The 17,908-nt window shown below is 38.1% G+C and carries 13 protein-coding genes and 3 tRNA genes; 10 read left to right on the top strand and 6 right to left on the bottom strand.

Annotated elements, in window-relative coordinates; genetic code table 11:
• Positions 1-384: 384 nt before the first annotated feature.
• Positions 385-4,368: a trifunctional transcriptional regulator/proline dehydrogenase/L-glutamate gamma-semialdehyde dehydrogenase gene (gene putA, locus P3L56_RS07645; RefSeq protein WP_042847940.1), complete on the top strand. Its 3,984-nt coding sequence runs from the start codon at positions 385-387 to the stop codon at positions 4,366-4,368.
• Between the two features lie 260 nt (positions 4,369-4,628).
• Here putA and fliZ read toward each other — a convergent pair whose 3' ends face one another.
• Positions 4,629-5,144, bottom strand: a complete 516-nt coding sequence (gene fliZ / locus P3L56_RS07640; RefSeq protein ID WP_042847941.1) for a flagella biosynthesis regulatory protein FliZ — start codon at positions 5,142-5,144, stop codon at positions 4,629-4,631.
• 1,019 nt (positions 5,145-6,163) lie between these two features.
• Here fliZ and P3L56_RS07635 point away from each other — a divergent pair.
• Positions 6,164-6,472: a DUF5339 domain-containing protein gene (locus P3L56_RS07635; protein ID WP_042847942.1), complete on the top strand. Its 309-nt coding sequence runs from the start codon at positions 6,164-6,166 to the stop codon at positions 6,470-6,472.
• Between the two features lie 180 nt (positions 6,473-6,652).
• Positions 6,653-7,348, top strand: coding sequence for a hypothetical protein (locus tag P3L56_RS07630; protein WP_131680685.1), 696 nt, complete (start codon positions 6,653-6,655; stop codon positions 7,346-7,348).
• Positions 7,349-7,406: 58 nt separating this feature from the next.
• Here the strand turns inward: P3L56_RS07630 and mgtA are convergent, their stop codons facing one another.
• The 4 genes from mgtA to cspE all read right to left on the bottom strand — a co-directional run bounded on the left by mgtA (position 7,407) and on the right by cspE (position 11,894).
• Positions 7,407-10,112, bottom strand: a complete 2,706-nt coding sequence (gene mgtA / locus P3L56_RS07625; protein WP_071547924.1) for a magnesium-translocating P-type ATPase — start codon at positions 10,110-10,112, stop codon at positions 7,407-7,409.
• 149 nt (positions 10,113-10,261) lie between these two features.
• Positions 10,262-10,960, bottom strand: coding sequence for an MgtC family protein (locus P3L56_RS07620; protein ID WP_042847948.1), 699 nt, complete (start codon positions 10,958-10,960; stop codon positions 10,262-10,264).
• A gap of 425 nt (positions 10,961-11,385) precedes the next feature.
• Positions 11,386-11,577 (bottom strand): protein DsrB, encoded by a 192-nt coding sequence (gene dsrB, locus P3L56_RS07615; RefSeq protein WP_166686753.1) that lies wholly within the window; start codon positions 11,575-11,577, stop codon positions 11,386-11,388.
• A 104-nt stretch (positions 11,578-11,681) separates the two neighbouring features.
• The gene (gene cspE / locus P3L56_RS07610) at positions 11,682-11,894 is read right to left on the bottom strand and encodes a transcription antiterminator/RNA stability regulator CspE (protein ID WP_008911725.1); all 213 of its coding nucleotides are present in this window, start codon (positions 11,892-11,894) and stop codon (positions 11,682-11,684) included.
• Between the two features lie 480 nt (positions 11,895-12,374).
• Here cspE and P3L56_RS07605 point away from each other — a divergent pair, with 480 nt between their 5' ends.
• The 7 genes from P3L56_RS07605 (at position 12,375) to P3L56_RS07575 (ending at position 16,686) form a co-directional block, all read left to right on the top strand.
• Positions 12,375-12,878, top strand: a complete 504-nt coding sequence (locus tag P3L56_RS07605; protein WP_042847955.1) for a YlaC family protein — start codon at positions 12,375-12,377, stop codon at positions 12,876-12,878.
• Positions 12,879-13,013: 135 nt separating this feature from the next.
• Positions 13,014-13,089, top strand: a tRNA-Asn gene (locus P3L56_RS07600).
• Positions 13,090-13,425: 336 nt separating this feature from the next.
• Positions 13,426-13,501, top strand: a tRNA-Asn gene (locus tag P3L56_RS07595).
• A 587-nt stretch (positions 13,502-14,088) separates the two neighbouring features.
• Positions 14,089-14,164: transfer RNA gene (locus tag P3L56_RS07590), tRNA-Asn, on the top strand.
• A gap of 191 nt (positions 14,165-14,355) precedes the next feature.
• The gene (pyrC, locus tag P3L56_RS07585) at positions 14,356-15,405 is read left to right on the top strand and encodes a dihydroorotase (protein WP_210815548.1); all 1,050 of its coding nucleotides are present in this window, start codon (positions 14,356-14,358) and stop codon (positions 15,403-15,405) included.
• Between the two features lie 217 nt (positions 15,406-15,622).
• Positions 15,623-15,877 (top strand): biofilm formation regulator BssS, encoded by a 255-nt coding sequence (gene bssS, locus P3L56_RS07580; RefSeq protein ID WP_042847959.1) that lies wholly within the window; start codon positions 15,623-15,625, stop codon positions 15,875-15,877.
• A 215-nt stretch (positions 15,878-16,092) separates the two neighbouring features.
• Positions 16,093-16,686 carry a LuxR C-terminal-related transcriptional regulator gene (locus tag P3L56_RS07575; protein ID WP_272686109.1) on the top strand — a complete coding sequence of 198 codons (594 nt, stop codon included), beginning with the start codon at positions 16,093-16,095 and terminating at the stop codon, positions 16,684-16,686.
• Between the two features lie 35 nt (positions 16,687-16,721).
• Here P3L56_RS07575 and P3L56_RS07570 read toward each other — a convergent pair whose 3' ends face one another.
• On the bottom strand, positions 16,722-17,765 hold the full coding sequence (locus P3L56_RS07570; protein ID WP_166686754.1) for a rhodanese-related sulfurtransferase: 1,044 nt from the start codon (positions 17,763-17,765) through the stop codon (positions 16,722-16,724).
• Positions 17,766-17,908: the final 143 nt, after the last annotated feature.

Here is a 17,908-nt window from a genome sequence, read left to right as displayed (position 1 = left end):
ACACCAAATAGGCTGTGATTGTTTGCGTTGCACTAATTTTAATTTCTTAGCGACTCCATCCTAGACAGACTCCTATTAAATTAACAAGAAATTAACTATTTTTTATTCCATAAATAGAATCCATATCACAAATGTTAAAATTTAAAGTCGGATTTACAAATGAATGACTAACTAATACCACAACAATCCAAAGGTTATAACTATATGAAATATATACAAAATAAATAACCATAAATTGAGCAAATAATATTCACCATATAAAAACCAGATGTGTTTCACATTTCCCTCAGAAACCACGATTAACAATGTTGCACAAAGTTGCAACATTAGGATACTCTGATGTAACTTTTCGATTTAACCGACTCGTGAACTAGAGGAATTAAGATGAGTAGCACAACAACTATGGGTGTGAGACTTGATGAAGCAACTCGTGAACGCATTAAAAATGCCGCTCAACGTCTTGACCGCACATCACATTGGCTTATCAAACAAGCTATTTATAATTACCTAGAACAATTCGATAATGGCCAATTTCTTCCTGAGCTATCAGCCGATGTCGACGCAAAAGAAAACCAATCAACAGATGAAGACACAACGGTTGACTCTAGCTATCAGCCATTCTTAGATTTTGCAGAGCACATTTTACCACAATCTGTAAAACGCTCCGCAATTACTTCTGCCTATCGGGTTCCTGAAACACAAGCAGTACCGATGTTATTACAGCAAGCACAATTGCCCGTAGAACAAGCCGAAGCTGCTCATAAATTAGCCTATTCGATTGCCGAAAAATTACGTAACCAAAAAAATGGTGTCGGTCGTTCTGGCTTAGTTCAAGGTTTGCTACAGGAATTTTCCCTGTCCTCTCAAGAAGGTGTGGCATTAATGTGCCTAGCAGAAGCCCTACTTCGTATTCCAGATAAAGCAACCCGTGACGCCCTGATCCGCGATAAAATTAGTAATGGTAACTGGCAATCACACCTAGGCCAAAGTAGTTCAATGTTCGTTAATGCAGCAACATGGGGCCTTTTATTTACAGGTAAGTTGGTTTCTACCCACAACGAAGCAAAACTATCGACCTCTTTGAATCGGATCATTAGTAAAAGTGGTGAGCCTTTAGTCCGCAAAGGTGTTGATATGGCAATGCGCCTAATGGGGGAGCAATTCGTAACAGGAGAAACAATATCTCAAGCGCTAGCGAATGCACGCAAGCTTGAAGATAAAGGCTTCCGTTACTCTTACGATATGCTCGGAGAAGCTGCGTTAACAGAAAAAGATGCCCAAGATTATATGGTATCTTACCAGCAAGCGATCCACGCGATTGGTAAAGCATCAAATGGACGCGGTATCTATGAAGGTCCAGGTATTTCGATTAAATTATCGGCGCTACACCCGCGTTATAGCCGTGCCCAATACTCACGCGTCATAGATGAATTATACCCACGCCTCCTGTCTTTAGTATTACAAGCACACCAATATGATATTGGTATTAATATTGATGCAGAAGAAGCTGACCGTTTAGAAATTTCTTTAGATTTATTAGAAAAACTCTGTTTTGAACCACAATTGGCGGGCTGGAATGGTATCGGCTTTGTTATTCAGGCCTACCAAAAGCGTTGCCCTTTTGTCATTGACTCTATTATCAATTTAGCTGAGCGTAGCCAACGCCGTTTGATGATCCGTCTGGTTAAAGGGGCTTATTGGGATAGTGAAATTAAACGTGCTCAAATTGACGGTTTAGAGGGTTACCCTGTTTATACTCGTAAGGTATATACTGACGTCTCTTATCTGGCTTGCGCTCGTAAATTATTGTCTGTACCAAATTTAATTTACCCTCAATTTGCGACACACAATGCACATACTCTTGCGGCTATCTACCAAATTGCAGGTAAAAACTATTACCCAGGGCAATATGAATTCCAATGCCTCCACGGTATGGGTGAACCTTTATATGAACAAGTCGTAGGCAAAGTTGCTGATGGTAAACTTAATCGCCCTTGCCGAATTTATGCGCCTGTTGGCACCCATGAAACCTTACTTGCCTATTTAGTTCGCCGATTACTGGAAAATGGCGCGAACACTTCATTTGTCAACCGTATTGCTGACGCAACTATTCCACTGGATGAGCTAGTCGCAGACCCAGTAAAAGACATCCTTGAATTATCAAAAACAGAAGGCCAAATTGGGCTACCGCACCCCAAAATCCCATTACCTCGCGATTTATATGGTCAAGATCGTGTAAACTCTATGGGCCTTGACCTTTCTAATGAACATCGCTTGGCGTCTTTATCTAGCGCTCTACTCAGTGCAGCAATGCAGCAAAAAATTGCCCAGCCGCTACTCGGTGGGGATTTCCAACCATCCCAAGCAATACCTGAATCGACACCAATCATTAACCCTGCATGTAATAAAGATATTGTCGGGCAAGTTCGTGAAACTACTGAGCAAGAGGCGGAACATGCCTTAAATATTGCCGATGAAGCAGGAACCATTTGGTTCGCAACGCCCCCTTCTGAACGTGCAGCTATCTTATTACGCGCAGCCGATCTGATGGAACAGCAATTGCAACCATTATTGGATGTCTTAGTACGTGAAGCGGGTAAAACCTACAATAATGCAATCGCTGAAGTCAGAGAGGCGGTAGATTTCCTCAATTATTATGCGACCCAAGTCAAAAATGACTTTGATAATAATACCCATCGACCGTTAGGTCCGATTGTCTGTATCAGTCCTTGGAACTTCCCATTGGCGATATTTTCAGGGCAAATTGCGGCAGCCCTTGCTGCAGGTAATACTGTCCTCGCCAAACCTGCTGAACAAACTCCGCTAATTGGTGCCATTGCTGTATCAATACTTCATCAAGCGGGAATACCGAGAGATGTATTACAGTTTTTACCCGGTAAAGGGGAAACTATCGGTGCACAGTTGGTTGGTGATAAGCGTGTTCGTGGTGTCATGTTTACAGGTTCAACTGAGGTTGCAGGGCTACTACAACGTAATATTGCTGGGCGTTTAGATGCACAAGGTCGCCCTACTCCGCTCATTGCAGAGACCGGGGGCTTGAATGCTATGATTGTCGATTCTTCTGCACTAACAGAGCAAGTTATTGCTGATGTAGTTGCTTCTGCATTTGATAGTGCGGGTCAACGCTGCTCCGCATTACGCATTTTATGCGTACAAGAAGATGTTGCCGATAGAACAATCCGCATGTTAAAAGGCGCAATGGAAGAATGCCGGATGGCTAACCCTGAGCACCTTTCTACTGATATTGGCCCAGTTATCGACCGCGAAGCAAAAGAAAATATTGAACAACATATTCAGCAAATGCGCAGTAAAGGGAAAGCCGTATTCCAAGCCGCTTTCGAAAACCCTGACGATCAACAAGAACAAACAGAAGGAACTTATGTTAAACCGACATTAATTGAACTAGATAATGTCAACGAGCTGAAAAAAGAAATTTTTGGCCCTGTTCTGCATGTTGTTCGCTTTAACCGTAATGAATTAGATGCCTTAGTAGACCAAATTAATGCAGCCGGTTATGGGTTAACTCTAGGTGTACACACTCGCATTGACGAAACAATTAACCAAGTTGTCTCTAAGGCTAAAGTCGGAAATTTATATGTTAACCGCAATATGGTCGGAGCGGTTGTTGGCGTTCAACCGTTTGGTGGAGAAGGCTTATCAGGCACAGGGCCTAAAGCTGGCGGTCCATTATACCTTTATCGTTTATTAAGTGAACGACCGGATAACGCAGTTTCAAATACATTAGAAAGACAAGATAATCATTTACCTATGGATGCAAGTGCTCGAGCAGATTTACTGTCATCTTTTGAGTCCTTTGCCCAATGGGTAGAAAAACAAAATAACATTATTGAACCTTCGGTAATTGAATTATTTACTCGCTATACACAAGCTGGAACCACCAGAGTGTTGCCAGGCCCAACAGGCGAAAGAAATACATATACCTTACGCCCACGTGGTTTAATTCTGTGTATTAGTGACAACGAAAAAGATTGTTTGATTCAGTTAGCCGCGGTTCTTTCCTCCGGTTGTCAGTCCTTATGGCCACAAAGCGAACTCCATCAAAAACTGTTTAAATCACTTCCTGAAAAAGTGAGAAAATCAATCTCATTGACTAAAAACTGGCAAGAAACGAAGGAGCCAATTGAAGGGGTGATTTATCACGGCGATAGTGATCAGTTAAAAGACGTTTGCGCAGCTATTGCACAACGTAAAGGGCCAATTATTTCAGTACAAGGATTTGAACGAGGTGAAACAAACTTGCTTATCGAACGCCTTGTTCATGAACGCTCCTTAAGTGTCAATACCGCAGCCGCGGGCGGTAACGCAAGCTTAATGACCATCGGCTAAAAAACAAAAGACCTAGTTTCACCGTACATGAGACTAGGTCTTTACTTTATAGTGCTATTCATTATTTACTTATCCCTTGAATATTCAGCCTTCCATATTTTTTATCAAATGAGAATAATGAATTTTGGGGCATTATTTCGAATAATAATTCATTTTATAACAATAGGTTAATACTATAAAAACGCAAAAGATGCCCTACGGACACCAATTCATTAAATTATAACAATGAAAATAGCTATTATTTATGTATTTTCAATATGTTATTGAGTTTTTTCTGATTCCCAGAATAAATACTGCTCATACTTGCGCAAGGCAATATTATAGTTACTAAATGCAGAGTCTGTCATTTTTTCACTTAACTGTTCTTGAACCTTACTTGCAGTAAATTCTTTCATAGAAAAGTTAGATGAAGATAACAGCTCATCTAAGCGGCGTAAGCGAACAACATATTCGCGAACAGTACTATGGCTCATCTCAGTCTGTAAGAATAAATACTGTTTAAATGACATGATATCAAAATAATCAGTATTACTATTGCAATAAATCTCACTACAAAAGCGGCAAAGTGCAGTAAATTTACCTTGTAGTTCCCCCCAAGTACTTTCATCGACCAATTCAGTCATATCAGCGATAGCTTCTTTATTTAAGATGTCATCGTTGAAAACCAAAGAGATACGATCCAAAGTTTTGTGACAATGTGCACAATGAGTTTGACTATGTTTAAAATCTTTAATGTAACGACTCAGAGGCCGTTTCTTTACAATAGAAGCAGACATAATGGTAAAGCCCTGTGTGTAAGTCTAAATATAAAATTGTAACTAGATAAATCAAGCTACATACATTACATGCCCATAGCATTAATAGAATATCTGCTATGTTGCATAGTGATACGAGTAACCCCGCATCTCGCCCTCTTACTTTCTCTTTAGGAGAATGATCCTCCTGAGAATGTAGTGTAAGAAAATTTAATACCCTTTATTTGAAGCATTCTAACTTGTATTTCGCTCTTTGGCGAATTTCAACAGTGAGTCAATTTTGGTATGAATTTGATTTAGCGTCAACCTAATTAACCTAAATACCGTTAACTCTGTACACTTATTGTTAACCTACCAAATAGCGACATGAGCTGTTCAGACTGCCTAAAGGCAAAGACTTTACCTTATAATTTCATCTTCGTACAAAGAAAATTTGATTTAAAAATCAAACTTATACATATACAAAGGTTTTATTCGTAAATTTGTGAAGTAGCTCACTTTTCGTATCTATAGTTGCATCTTAAATGTACAGATATTAATTCTAAAAATATTTAATAAAGCCAATTCATCACTCACATGTAAACATTTAGTTACAATTGACCCTTGTTTTAATCAATAGATACCGCATATAACAAAGTATTATAATAAATATAAAAATGTTATATGACCCCATAAAGTTAAGTAAATATGCGTAACATTGGGGTAAGCATATTTTTCAATTCAAAATATGTTTACCCCAATAATATGTAAGCAACGTCATTTTCTTCGCTAAATTTTGAAATGTTTTATCTTAGTACCCAGTACTTACTTCGAATGCATGTCTCATGACAACAACTCAATACACTGATAAACAATGATTTTATCGCTATAAGAATAATAGCAATCTAAAATAAAAAATATCCCGATATTATTATCCAACCTTTCGCATATACCACTATATTGTTGAAGTATTATTTTAGGATTTGTTACGTTTGATATTAAAAACATCTCTTATATACTTCGTTTTGCTATATAAATAAATAAATTTAATAAGGTTGATTATGAAAAAGTTAATTTTAGCTTGTGGTATGGGTTTATTGGCACTGACGATCACTGCTTGTTCAGAGGAAGAGAAAAAAGGTGAAGTTGCTGGTGCAACTGAAACTTGTAATACTTACTTCGCTGAAGTTGATAGCTTAATTGCTAAAGCTTCAGAAAACCCTCAAGCAAAAGCACAGTTGGATGCAATGAAAGGTCAACTGGAAGAAGGTAAAAAGCAAGTTGCAGCACTACCTAAAGACCAGCAAGACAAAGCTTGCCAACAAGGTATTGATGCGATGAAACAAATGAAAACGGCTTTAGGTCTATAATAAAGAATTATTTAGATTAGTCAGTTTTCCAAAAAGAGCCCTATTGCGGCTCTTTTTTATTTCCTTAACTCCCTAGAAAATCATGCCTTCCTATACATTCACTTTTCCCATAGTTTTTTGCAAGCTTATCCCCCCTTAACTTTATAGAATTAAATTGATTTAATACATTAAGGAAAAATAATGAGCGTGCATTTAAACCAAGTTATCAAGTCACCCAAGCCATTTATCACTATAACAAAAGGTTGTAGTAAATTTAGCCATAAAATCAAAGAAGCTTTAAATATCAATAGTAAAAAAATAGAACTTAAATTTGAGGGTAATACGATTACGTTAAATGAAAGTAAAATAGTGAGAAAACTGAAATCTCAAATTGAAACGGCTGATAAATTAGAAAAATTTAAAATAAGCGAAAAGAAAATTCAAATCGGCAGCACTATCAATAGAGCTATTGATGAAACAAGGGAAGAATTATCGGATAAACTAAATAAAACAAAAGTCTCTCTTACCTCTAGCGATAAAAAAGAAATTTTTCATCGTGTTGCGAAAAAATGTGGCATTTCTGAGTCTGATATTGATACAAATGCATCTCAGCAATTTATTAAGCACCTTCTTTCTCAGCAAAAACAGATACAAAAAGTAATTACACATGATTTATTCCTTAACAAAGAACAGCCGAATGGAGATAACGCGGCTGTAACAAAATATGTAATTGGTACACTCAATGCCAGAGTTCAGGAAATTTTTTTCCCGGATATTAATTTTAAGAAAATCAAAGATTGCGCAGAATCTGAAACTAAGGAATTACTAGAAAATAAACTCAACCAAGCAAATAATGAGATTGTTACTTTATACTTTTCAATCGAAAAAAAACGATGATTTAGTTGGAGATAGGGAGAGCAGTCCTTGCCCTCCCTTTTTCTTATTTAACAACCTATTATAGCCAGGTCCCAAAACGTTTAATATAAAACTGCTTCATCAATTGAGCAACAACACAATAGCTCACCAATGTTAATACTAACCATGGGAAATACTCTATTGGTAATGGTTGTAACCCGATCATTTCACCAAATGAAGAGAATGGAATATATAAACCTAATGCCATAATTAGCCCTGTTGTTAATAACACAGGTAATGCCGCTGTACTTTGAATAAACGGAATTTTTTGTGTTCTTAGCATATGGACAACTAATGTTTGCGAGAGCAACCCCTCAACAAACCAACCTGACTGGAAAAGCGCTTCATGGGCAACACTATTTGCTTGGAACACATACCACATCAAGGCGAAAGTTGTGATATCAAAAATTGAAGAGGTTGGCCCAATCCAAATCATAAAACGCCCGATATTTTTCGCATCCCATTTACGAGGTCGTTTTAAAAACTCTTTATCCATTTTATCCCAAGGTAATGCTAGTTGGGAAATATCGTACAGTAAATTTTGAACGAGCAAGTGAATGGCTAGCATAGGAAGGAATGGAATAAATGCACTGGCAATTAATACCGAAAATACATTACCAAAGTTTGAACTTGCAGTCATATTTAAATATTTAATAATATTACCAAAAGTCTCTCTTCCTTTAATAACCCCCTGCTCTAACACCATTAAATCTTTTTCTAGCAAAATAATATCTGCTGATTCCTTGGCGATATCTGTTCCAGTATCAACAGAAATCCCCACATCGGCATCTCGTAAAGCAGGCGCGTCATTGATCCCATCACCCAAGAAACCGACAGTATGACCGTTCGCTTGTAACCTTTTTAAAATACGCGATTTTTGTAATGGCGTTAATTTACAAAAAACAGAAACTTGCTCTACTTTTTGACTTAATTCTTCATCAGATAATGCTTCAACTTCTAAACCTGACATGATTTCACTAATATTTAGCCCTACATCATGACAAATTTTTTCGGTAATAATGGCATTATCACCCGTCAGAACTTTAACAGTAACCCCATTTTCACGCAGTGCAGCAATTGCAGAAATAGCGCTTTCCTTTGCTGGGTCAAGGAATGTTAAAATACCTTGTAACTCCAACTGTTGCTCCGCTTGTGCAGATAAGGGCAAACTAGCTTCCGCATCATTTAACTGACGAGTCGCAAGTAACAACACACGAAAACCTTGCCTGTTATAGTCACTTACTAGCTCAGTTATTTTCGCCCTCGCCTGCTCATCAAGTAAATAAGACTGTCCATCCTGCTGATAATGTTGACATACTGCCAGCATTTCTTCGGCTGCCCCCTTGCATATTAACAAGGCCTCTCCTGAAGGGGTTCTAACCGTCACTGATAATTTACGTCTGATAAAATCAAACGGTAATTCATCAATTTTCTGAAATGCTTTTAGTTTTTCAACTTCACTATTCCCTCTTCCTCGGCGAATTATCGCCTGATCCATCATGTTTTTAGTGCCGCTTTGATGGAAACTATTGAGCCACCCCAATTGCAAAATTTGACTATTTTTCTGCCCATTATTGTCTAAATAGTGCTCTAAAATAATTTTATCTTGCGTTAACGTCCCTGTTTTATCAGTACAAAGTACGTCCATGGCACCAAAGTTTTGAATAGCATTTAACCTTTTGACAATAACTTTGTGCTTTGACATTGCTATTGCGCCTTTAGCTAGATTCGAGCTAACGATCATCGGTAACATTTCTGGCGTTAACCCAACGGCAACTGCTAGTGAAAACAGCGTAGCTTCAAACCAATCTCCTTTTGTGAAGCCATTAATCAGTAGCACGATAGGTACCATGACTAACATAAAACGGATCAGTAACCAACTTACACTATTAACACCACGGTCGAATGACGTTTGCGCCCGACTACCAACAATGGATTTAGCTAATGACCCTAAATATGTGTTTGACCCTGTAGCAACAACAATTCCACGCGCTGTTCCACTGGTTACATTGGTCCCCATCAAACAAATATTGGATATTTCTAATAACTCGTTTTCTGTTGGTGAAACAGGTTCTAAACTTTTAGCAGAAATATCACCTAGAGTGTCATATTTTTCTACCGGTATAGATTCTCCGGTTAAGATAGCTTGGCTTATAAATAAGTCTCTCGATTCAACCAATTTTAAATCTGCAGGAACCATGTCACCGGCAGATAATAAAACAATATCACCGGGTACTAAGCATTTGATCGGCACTTCTTTTCGAGTAGAACGACCTGTTTTATTATCACGTCGAAATACGGTAGCAGTGGTACGTACTAATGATTTCAAGGCTTCAGCAGCTTTATTAGTTCGATACTCCTGCCAAAAACGAAGTAACCCACTCAGCAAAACCATTGTAATAATGATTATTACACCAGTTAAATCAGTCTCATCACCTTGTCGCTCAGGTATAAGATAGTCAGTAAAAAAACTCACTATTGCCAATATAATGAGTACGAATATGAATGGATTTTTAAAAGAAATGAGTAATTGCTTCCAAGCAGGAGGCGCTTTTTCATGAGCAACTTCATTTTCCCCTTCAGTAACAAGGCGGTCCATCGCCTCATTTTCTGTCAGACCTAATAAATTCGTTTGATATTCATTAAGTACTTGCTCAATATTTTTACTGGCCTGTTCGCCAACAATAAATTTTTGGCGAACAGGAGCAGCTTTAACGCTTTTGCGTTGATGTCTTATTTCAGTCATAGCGTTGTCTCTAATACAACAATTGCCTATTTTTACGCTACCTAACCAAAATAAAAACCTTTTAATTATCCGTTAGATAGCTCCATTTTCTACTCCATGACGGAGGGTGATCGTCCATTTCGGCTCCTATAGTGAGTTAATTTCTAACATCAGGCGGGTAGCTCTGATGCCACTTTCCAATTGATAGCACTGACACTTTGCTCAAGGCTTATTCGGCATACCAATGCTTCGATTTCTTTCTGCTCGGCAGGTGTTGCTAAAAATTCAGCACACACTTCCAGTTGTTCAGGCTTTAAAGTGTCCGCGCTACTCAAAGACCGTAAACGAATATGTAAGCCATTAATGGCTTGCAAGATAAGTGTTCTTACTAGGATTTCATCGGTTTGATGACACATAACGCGAATTTTATAGCGCTGCTCTACATCAAGAGCTTGCTGCTGTGGTTGCTTATTGATCCGCGAAGCCGCTTCCCTTAGTAAAATATTGGCACATAAAATTAACAATGTGGCCATCAAGGCGAGTGAGTACTGGCCTAATCCACACAACACGCCGATCCCTGCTGAGCACCAAAGAGTTGCCGCGGTATTTAAGCCACGAATATTCATACCTTCACGCATAATGACGCCTGCGCCCAGAAAACCAATTCCTGAGACAACTTGCGCCGCGATACGGCCCGGGCTATCTGGTGATGTTGTCACCGAACTTAAAATAAATACCGCAGCACCTGTAGCCACTAAAGCATTGGTTCTAAGGCCAGCCATTCGTTGACGCCATTGGCGTTCAGCACCGATTAATGCGCCAAAGCACATTGCAGAAAGCAGATTTAAAATATCAGGAGAAAAAAGCATAATAGCTCCTCCAAAAACAGCTTGGATAATGAGACTTACATGCTTAATAAAAAGCACATAGCCATATTTTGAGTAAATAAATTACCCTAAAAATTATTGGCTATTGCCTGGAGGGAATAGAGAGTAAATATATACCAACATGATACACACTCAACATAGCAGTAATACACTGACTAAACTAAATAGCAGAGAGTACTTTATTTATAATATAAGGGTGTGTGTGAAGAAAAATATCAGACACCGCCCGCCTTAGTGGCAAGCAGCGAAAAGAAAAGACGATTACTGGCTTGCCGTTAAATTAAGTTTTTATTCCAACTCTGACTGTCCAAGTAATAATCTCCTAAGTAAAAGATGGGTGGAGTATAGGTGGGGAAATTTATGATGTAAAGAACAAAGTGTTAATTTATTTTAAATAAAGTAAAACTCTACCCTTCAATTGGGACAACAAAAATCCCTTCATCACCATCTTTTTCATTAAAAAACCAAATACCTTCTGGGTAGTCCGGCAATGAAACTAAATACATGACGCCTTCATTGAAAGGTTCAATGAGTAAAATTTTACCTTCTCGGCGCTCTTGCCCATCGGTTTTTACATAAACACGGTCATTAATATTCATAACACTTAGTTTCCAATGAAATGATGTTAATCATAAATGTAATAAAAACGAAAAAGCCCGTCATTAGAAATGACGGGCTTTAGAAAATCAGTTAAGCAATAAGCTTAGATTGCAGTTACGTTAGCAGCTGCTGGGCCTTTTGCACCGTTTTCAATGGTGAATTCAACTTGCTGGCCTTCAGCCAGAGTTTTGAAACCAGCGCCCTGAATGGCAGAGAAGTGGACGAAAACGTCTTTGCTACCATCAGCAGGAGTGATGAAACCGAAGCCTTTAGACTCGTTGAACCACTTAACTTGACCTTTCATTTTGTCGGACATTTGACTTTTCCTATATAACATCAAAAAAACTTGCCTTTTTGGCATATACGGGCCAGAGTCAACTATTTAATCAGGAAAACACCAAGATGAAGCGTCACGGTCAAAGGCTATCTGTGATAACTTTCTTCTTTAGAACACACTAACTTAGTAATCATACATCAAATAGGACTGCTAAACAGGCCGATACTCATTAACTCATGACTTAAAGATAATAGCAACTATTTTATATGTTCAAACGCTAAAATTGTGCATTTTTTTCGAGTTCGTCACTTTTACAGGCTATAATGTTAATAAAAACACTGCATTTGGTTGATAGTTTACAAAAAAAATTTAATAAAAAGAGCCCCGTTTTATAAAAAGACAATCAAGAAATGCCCACCACAATGACAATCCCAGTAAATATTTTTCTTAACTGATATATAACAATCGAATCTGCTCGTGATACTCTCCTAGTATAGATATCTGACAGAGAGTTATCACATGGATATTATCAAACAAATACTCATTGAAGATTTAGATGCCATCAATAAACGCGAAAAACGTGATGGTAAGCCTTACTTTAATAGCCAGTTCCTTGGTAATCACCCTTACTTATGTATCGGTATGGTCGCCGCTTATATCCCTCTTGCTATTATTCTTTGGTACGCGCCATATTTTGGCCCTTATTGGACACTCGGTATTACTGTCTTATTTTTAGTTTTAGCCAGTGTTTTACTTTTTGATATTAAACCCGTTTATCACTTTGAAGATATCGGCGTATTAGATTTACGTGTTTGCTATAACGGTGAGTGGTTTGTCACTGAGCCAGTTTCAGATAACGCAGTGCGTAAAATACTTGATTCGAAAGAGGTTAGCCAAGCTATTAAGCAAGAAATATCACGTTTAATTGCCTTGAAAGGGGAAATTTCATTTTATGATATTTATCATGTCGTTTTCCCTGAAGTTTCTACGCCATTACAAGGTAAATTAGCAACACAAAATTAATGCATTATCAATTAGCTAGCGTAAAAGTTAGCCATAATGAACAGTGAGTGAGCAATTAGATTTTTTTTGTGCTTTTACCGTTGACAGCCTGAGTCGATCTCGTTAATATTCGCCTCGTTCTCAGGAACAAGCAATTCCTCCATAGTTCAGTCGGTAGAACGGCGGACTGTTAATCCGTATGTCGCTGGTTCAAGTCCAGCTGGAGGAGCCAAATTTAAGAAGCCCGCCTAGTGCGGGCTTTTTGTTATCCATACCTATCCTCTCTTTTTTATTTCATATCATTGTTGATGCAAATTATTGGTTCAACGAATAACTTCACTTTCGTTGTACTTATAGCTTATCAGCACTATCGGCAAAAAAATGGTTCGCCTTTTTATTCCTTTCTGTTATCTATGACTATCTTAACTTCCTGAATTTTGATACATATTGGGGTAGATAACCATCAAATTGCTTACTTAACACGCAGTTAATCATTTTTTTTATTTTTATGCTTTACAACTGAGTATAGGATGGGTAATATGCGCCTCGTTCTCAGGAACAAAGCAATTCCTCCATAGTTCAGTCGGTAGAACGGCGGACTGTTAATCCGTATGTCGCTGGTTCAAGTCCAGCTGGAGGAGCCAAATTTAAGAAGCCCGCCTAGTGCGGGCTTTTTGCTATCTATTCCTACTGAGTACCCACCACACACAAACTGGTTATATACCGTAAAGCCCCCATTATAAATTCCCCCGTATATTTTCACTCACTCTTTTTCAAGGAAAATTTGTTTTATCGCTTGTCGTAACCATTGATGTGCAGGGTCTCTATCTAAACGCAGATGCCAAACTTGGACAATAAATAGCGCTCTCAAAGCCAAAAGCGTATTAGCTGGCTTAATACTTCTGTTACCCGCGGTTTGCTAAATGGCGTTCGACAACCCGTGTTAGTTATCCCTCTTTAACGCTTCTAGGTCTTTTGACGACCAAATCGTGTTTACAGCCACAAGTTAGTCACTGAAATAACAACCTAAAATTTAGCCACGAACAGATGATAGAGGTTTACCTTTTAACTCATTTACCTATCAGCATGAACCTCAATTCACTGTCACCAAATCATTTTCGATCAAACTTCCCTCAGTTCGCACAGATAACAGCCAAACGAACTTTTTTTTCGATATTCTCCTTTGACAATCCAGTAAGAGAAAGCTAATATCCTCTGCGTACCAAGGAGTTCCTCCATAGTTCAGTCGGTAGAACGGCGGACTGTTAATCCGTATGTCGCTGGTTCAAGTCCAGCTGGAGGAGCCAATCATTTAGAAAAGCCTGCTTAATCATTAAGCAGGCTTTTTGCTTTTGGTACATTAATCTCCCCCTCATCTATCTATGACATTAACCTTAATTGTGATTTCTCATAGCTATTTTTTGACTTTCCCTTTATCATTCTATCCCGGCTTGAGCACCCGCTCATCACCCCTCTCTACCCTTATGGAGCCGGTTTAATGACAACTGTAACTACCCTAACAATCCGCCGCCCTGATGATTGGCATGTTCATTTTCGCGATGATGATATGTTAAAAGCGGTCGTTCCCTATACGAGTGAATTTTTTGGCCGTGCCATTGTCATGCCTAATCTTGTCCCCCCAGTGACGACAATTGAAGCGGCAAAAGCTTATCGTGAACGTATTATTCAAGCCGTTCCAGAAGGTCACCAATTTACCCCCTTGATGACATGTTACCTCACTGATAGCACTGACCCTGTTGAGCTGATTAAAGGCTTCCATGAAGGGGTATTTACGGCTTGTAAATTGTATCCTGCCAATGCGACAACTAATTCCAGCCATGGTGTCTCAGATATCAAAAAGATTTATCCCGTACTAGCGGCTATGGAACAAGCAGGTATGCCCTTGCTAATTCATGGGGAAGTAACCGCTAGCCATATTGATATTTTTGACCGTGAAGCGCTGTTTATAGAACACGTTATGCTACCTTTGCGCGCGCAGTTTCCACAATTAAAGGTTGTGTTTGAGCATATCACGACCAAAGAAGCGGCCCAATACGTCCAAGAAGCAAATGAATATACCGCAGCCACATTGACACCACAGCATTTAATGTTTAACCGTAATCACATGTTAGTCGGTGGTGTCAGGCCACATTTATTCTGCTTACCTATTTTAAAACGTAACGTTCACCAAGAAGCACTACGCTCAGCGGTAGCATCAGGCTGTGACCGTTTTTTCCTAGGTACCGATACGGCTCCACATGTGCAATCACGTAAAGAATCATCTTGTGGGTGTGCTGGCGTGTTTAATGCGCCAACTGCATTAGCCGCTTATGCCACTGTTTTTGAAGAGCTTGGTGCTCTAGCACACTTCGAAGCATTCTGTTCACTCAATGGCCCTAAGTTTTATAATTTACCTGTTAACGACGGGTTTATTACATTAACTAAAGAGCCCAATATTACTTGTGAATCAATTGATTGTTGTAATGACAAGCTGATCCCTTTCTTAGCAGGTGAGGACTCTCAGTGGACAATCGCACTTTCTAAATAATTAGCACTTATAGGAAGCTATTTGGGCTTCCTATATTACTTTTTATAGTCATACTCACCATTTTTGTGCATTTCCTGCCATTTATACAAAAAAAATTTTTAATTGCTTCCTTATTAGCGAAATCTCCTTATACTAAAAGTGGCTTCATTTCGAGAACATTGCTCTTAGTCAGTTATAGATATTTACTATTTATCACGCTGTTTGATTAGGAGGTTTCATGAATAGAAAAGATGATGTTATTCAAACTCACCCAGTTGTTGGCTGGGACATCAGCACAGTAGATTCCTACGATGCGATGATGTTGCGTTTGCACTACCTCCCTGAACAAGATAAAAACTCAGGAGATGCCATTGTGGATAAAACTATGTGGCTAACGACTGATGTTGCTAAGCAATTGATTAATATACTTCAAGCTGGCGTAGATAAGATAGAGTCAGGCGAATATATCGAACTTAATCTTAAAACACACTAGGGAAATGAATGGATATTTAAGAATTTAATATCCATTTTATTTTATATAATATTCACCAAACAAGTAGTTATATATTTATATATAACTACTTGTACCTTTTTAACTAAATAACAATTGTAAATAAAAACACTATTTACTATTTTTATTAATCCTCGGTTGACTTCACTAGCAATTCCCATTTATTGTAAGACTCTTTTCGAACAAGGATGTTCCCGATGCGAATATTAGTTATTGATGAATGTTATTACACTAGACTTGGCATTACTGAATATTTATCTAAAAATGAAAAATTAGAATTTATTAGTACAGGTTGTATTGAGGAAGCTATCAGGTTTATAAATGAATTCACGCCAAGTATTGTATTGGCTAATTTAACTTATTATTGTCATTACTCTAATTACTGTCCAGTATTACAAGATCTATTAAATAGAAAAAATAATATTAGGTTTTATATTTATATAAATGCCCCTTACCCACAAACAGCCAACCCATTGTTATTAAAGGATAACTATTTCATTCTATCCAAAAATATTATTACCCAAACCCTTGATAAAGTGATTCGAGAACACGAACAAATAGAACATATCACGAAGCTCGCTAATAATATAGATTCATCCATCTTCACTGCAAAAGAACAAAAAATTATTAATAACTGGATGAATGAAACACCTAATCATATTATCTCAAGGAAACTAGGGATTAGTAATAGCACGGTTTATTCACAGAAAAGACATATCACTTCGAAAGTATTTGTAAAAAACAGAATTGAATTATTTTTTATCTATAATGTATTTAAATATTTATATTAAGAGAGAGCCCTAATTAAAGGGCTTTCTTATTATCGTTATTCTTTATTTAATAAGCCATCTGATAAACGATGACGCGATTTATTAAAAATCTTATTGCTGACTTCACGGCCTGCACGGCGAGCACGTTGTTCTTGCTCTGGGAGTTTCATTTCCTCAGTACAAGAAACACTACAGCAACCCTCGTATTTTTCTGCACAGCTAGGGCATTGGATAAACAACAAGTGGCAGCCATCATTATTGCAATTAGTATGAGTATCACATGGTGCACCACACTGGTGACATTGGGCTAAAGTATCATCCGTAATGCGCTCTCCCATACGGTTGTCGAACACAAAGTTTTTCCCTTTAAAACGTAATGGTAAACCTTGTTCCTTTGCTTTACGTGCATACTCAATAACGCCACCTTCAACATGGTATACATTTTTAAAGCCATTATGCAGCATATATGCACTGGCTTTTTCACAGCGAATCCCCCCAGTGCAATACATGACAACATTTTTATCTTTTTGCTCTTGCAGCATTTCCACTGCCATCGGCAGTTGTTCCCTAAAAGTATCTGATGGAATTTCAATTGCATTATCAAAACGACCCACTTCATATTCGTAATGATTACGCATATCAACGAATACCGTGTTTGGATCGTCAATCATTTCATTCACTTCGTGAGCTTTCAGATATTGCCCTGTATTCGCTGGGTTAAAGGTTTCATCTTCGATGCCATCTGCCACCACGCGATCACGTACTTTCATGCGTAACACCCAGAAAGACTTACCGTCATCGTCAATCGCAATATTTAAACGCAGGTTATTTAGTGCGGTATCAGTGGAATATATCAGTTCGCGCAAAGCATCAACATTAGATTCAGGCACACTGATTTGTGCATTCACCCCTTCTTTCGCAATGTAGACACGCCCAAAAACACTCAGCGCTGTAAACTGTTGATACCATTCATTGCGAAACGCCACTGGGTCTTGAATATTAAAATATTTATAAAAAGAAATTGTGGTACGTGGCTCTGTTTCCGCCAACATGCGTTCTTTTAATATTTTATTTGAAATTTGGTTATGTAACACTGGCATGGTGTTCTTAATCCTATTTAACTCGTTGATAATTTTCTATTTATTCAGATTTCAGCTCATTGATTGAGGCTTTTTAATCTTGGTGGATATTATCGCTGTTATTATGTTAATAAAAAACCCTTTATTTGCAGGGGTATTGTAAA

Source organism: Providencia sp. PROV024 (assembly GCF_032709665.1).
Lineage (GTDB): Bacteria > Pseudomonadota > Gammaproteobacteria > Enterobacterales > Enterobacteriaceae > Providencia > Providencia huashanensis.
This window is presented reverse-complemented; position numbering and strand designations above follow the sequence as displayed.

Bases quoted from the DNA above. Each gene is read 5' to 3' on its own strand.
- putA (WP_042847940.1), top strand. From the start codon at position 385: ATGAGTAGCACAACAACTATGGGTGTGAGACTTGATGAAGCAACTCGT.
- fliZ (WP_042847941.1), bottom strand. From the start codon at position 5,144: ATGTCTGCTTCTATTGTAAAGAAACGGCCTCTGAGTCGTTACATTAAA.
- P3L56_RS07635 (WP_042847942.1), top strand. From the start codon at position 6,164: ATGAAAAAGTTAATTTTAGCTTGTGGTATGGGTTTATTGGCACTGACG.
- P3L56_RS07630 (WP_131680685.1), top strand. From the start codon at position 6,653: ATGAGCGTGCATTTAAACCAAGTTATCAAGTCACCCAAGCCATTTATC.
- mgtA (WP_071547924.1), bottom strand. From the start codon at position 10,112: ATGACTGAAATAAGACATCAACGCAAAAGCGTTAAAGCTGCTCCTGTT.
- P3L56_RS07620 (WP_042847948.1), bottom strand. From the start codon at position 10,960: ATGCTTTTTTCTCCTGATATTTTAAATCTGCTTTCTGCAATGTGCTTT.
- dsrB (WP_166686753.1), bottom strand. From the start codon at position 11,577: ATGAATATTAATGACCGTGTTTATGTAAAAACCGATGGGCAAGAGCGC.
- cspE (WP_008911725.1), bottom strand. From the start codon at position 11,894: ATGTCCGACAAAATGAAAGGTCAAGTTAAGTGGTTCAACGAGTCTAAA.
- P3L56_RS07605 (WP_042847955.1), top strand. From the start codon at position 12,375: ATGGATATTATCAAACAAATACTCATTGAAGATTTAGATGCCATCAAT.
- pyrC (WP_210815548.1), top strand. From the start codon at position 14,356: ATGACAACTGTAACTACCCTAACAATCCGCCGCCCTGATGATTGGCAT.
- bssS (WP_042847959.1), top strand. From the start codon at position 15,623: ATGAATAGAAAAGATGATGTTATTCAAACTCACCCAGTTGTTGGCTGG.
- P3L56_RS07575 (WP_272686109.1), top strand. From the start codon at position 16,093: ATGCGAATATTAGTTATTGATGAATGTTATTACACTAGACTTGGCATT.
- P3L56_RS07570 (WP_166686754.1), bottom strand. From the start codon at position 17,765: ATGCCAGTGTTACATAACCAAATTTCAAATAAAATATTAAAAGAACGC.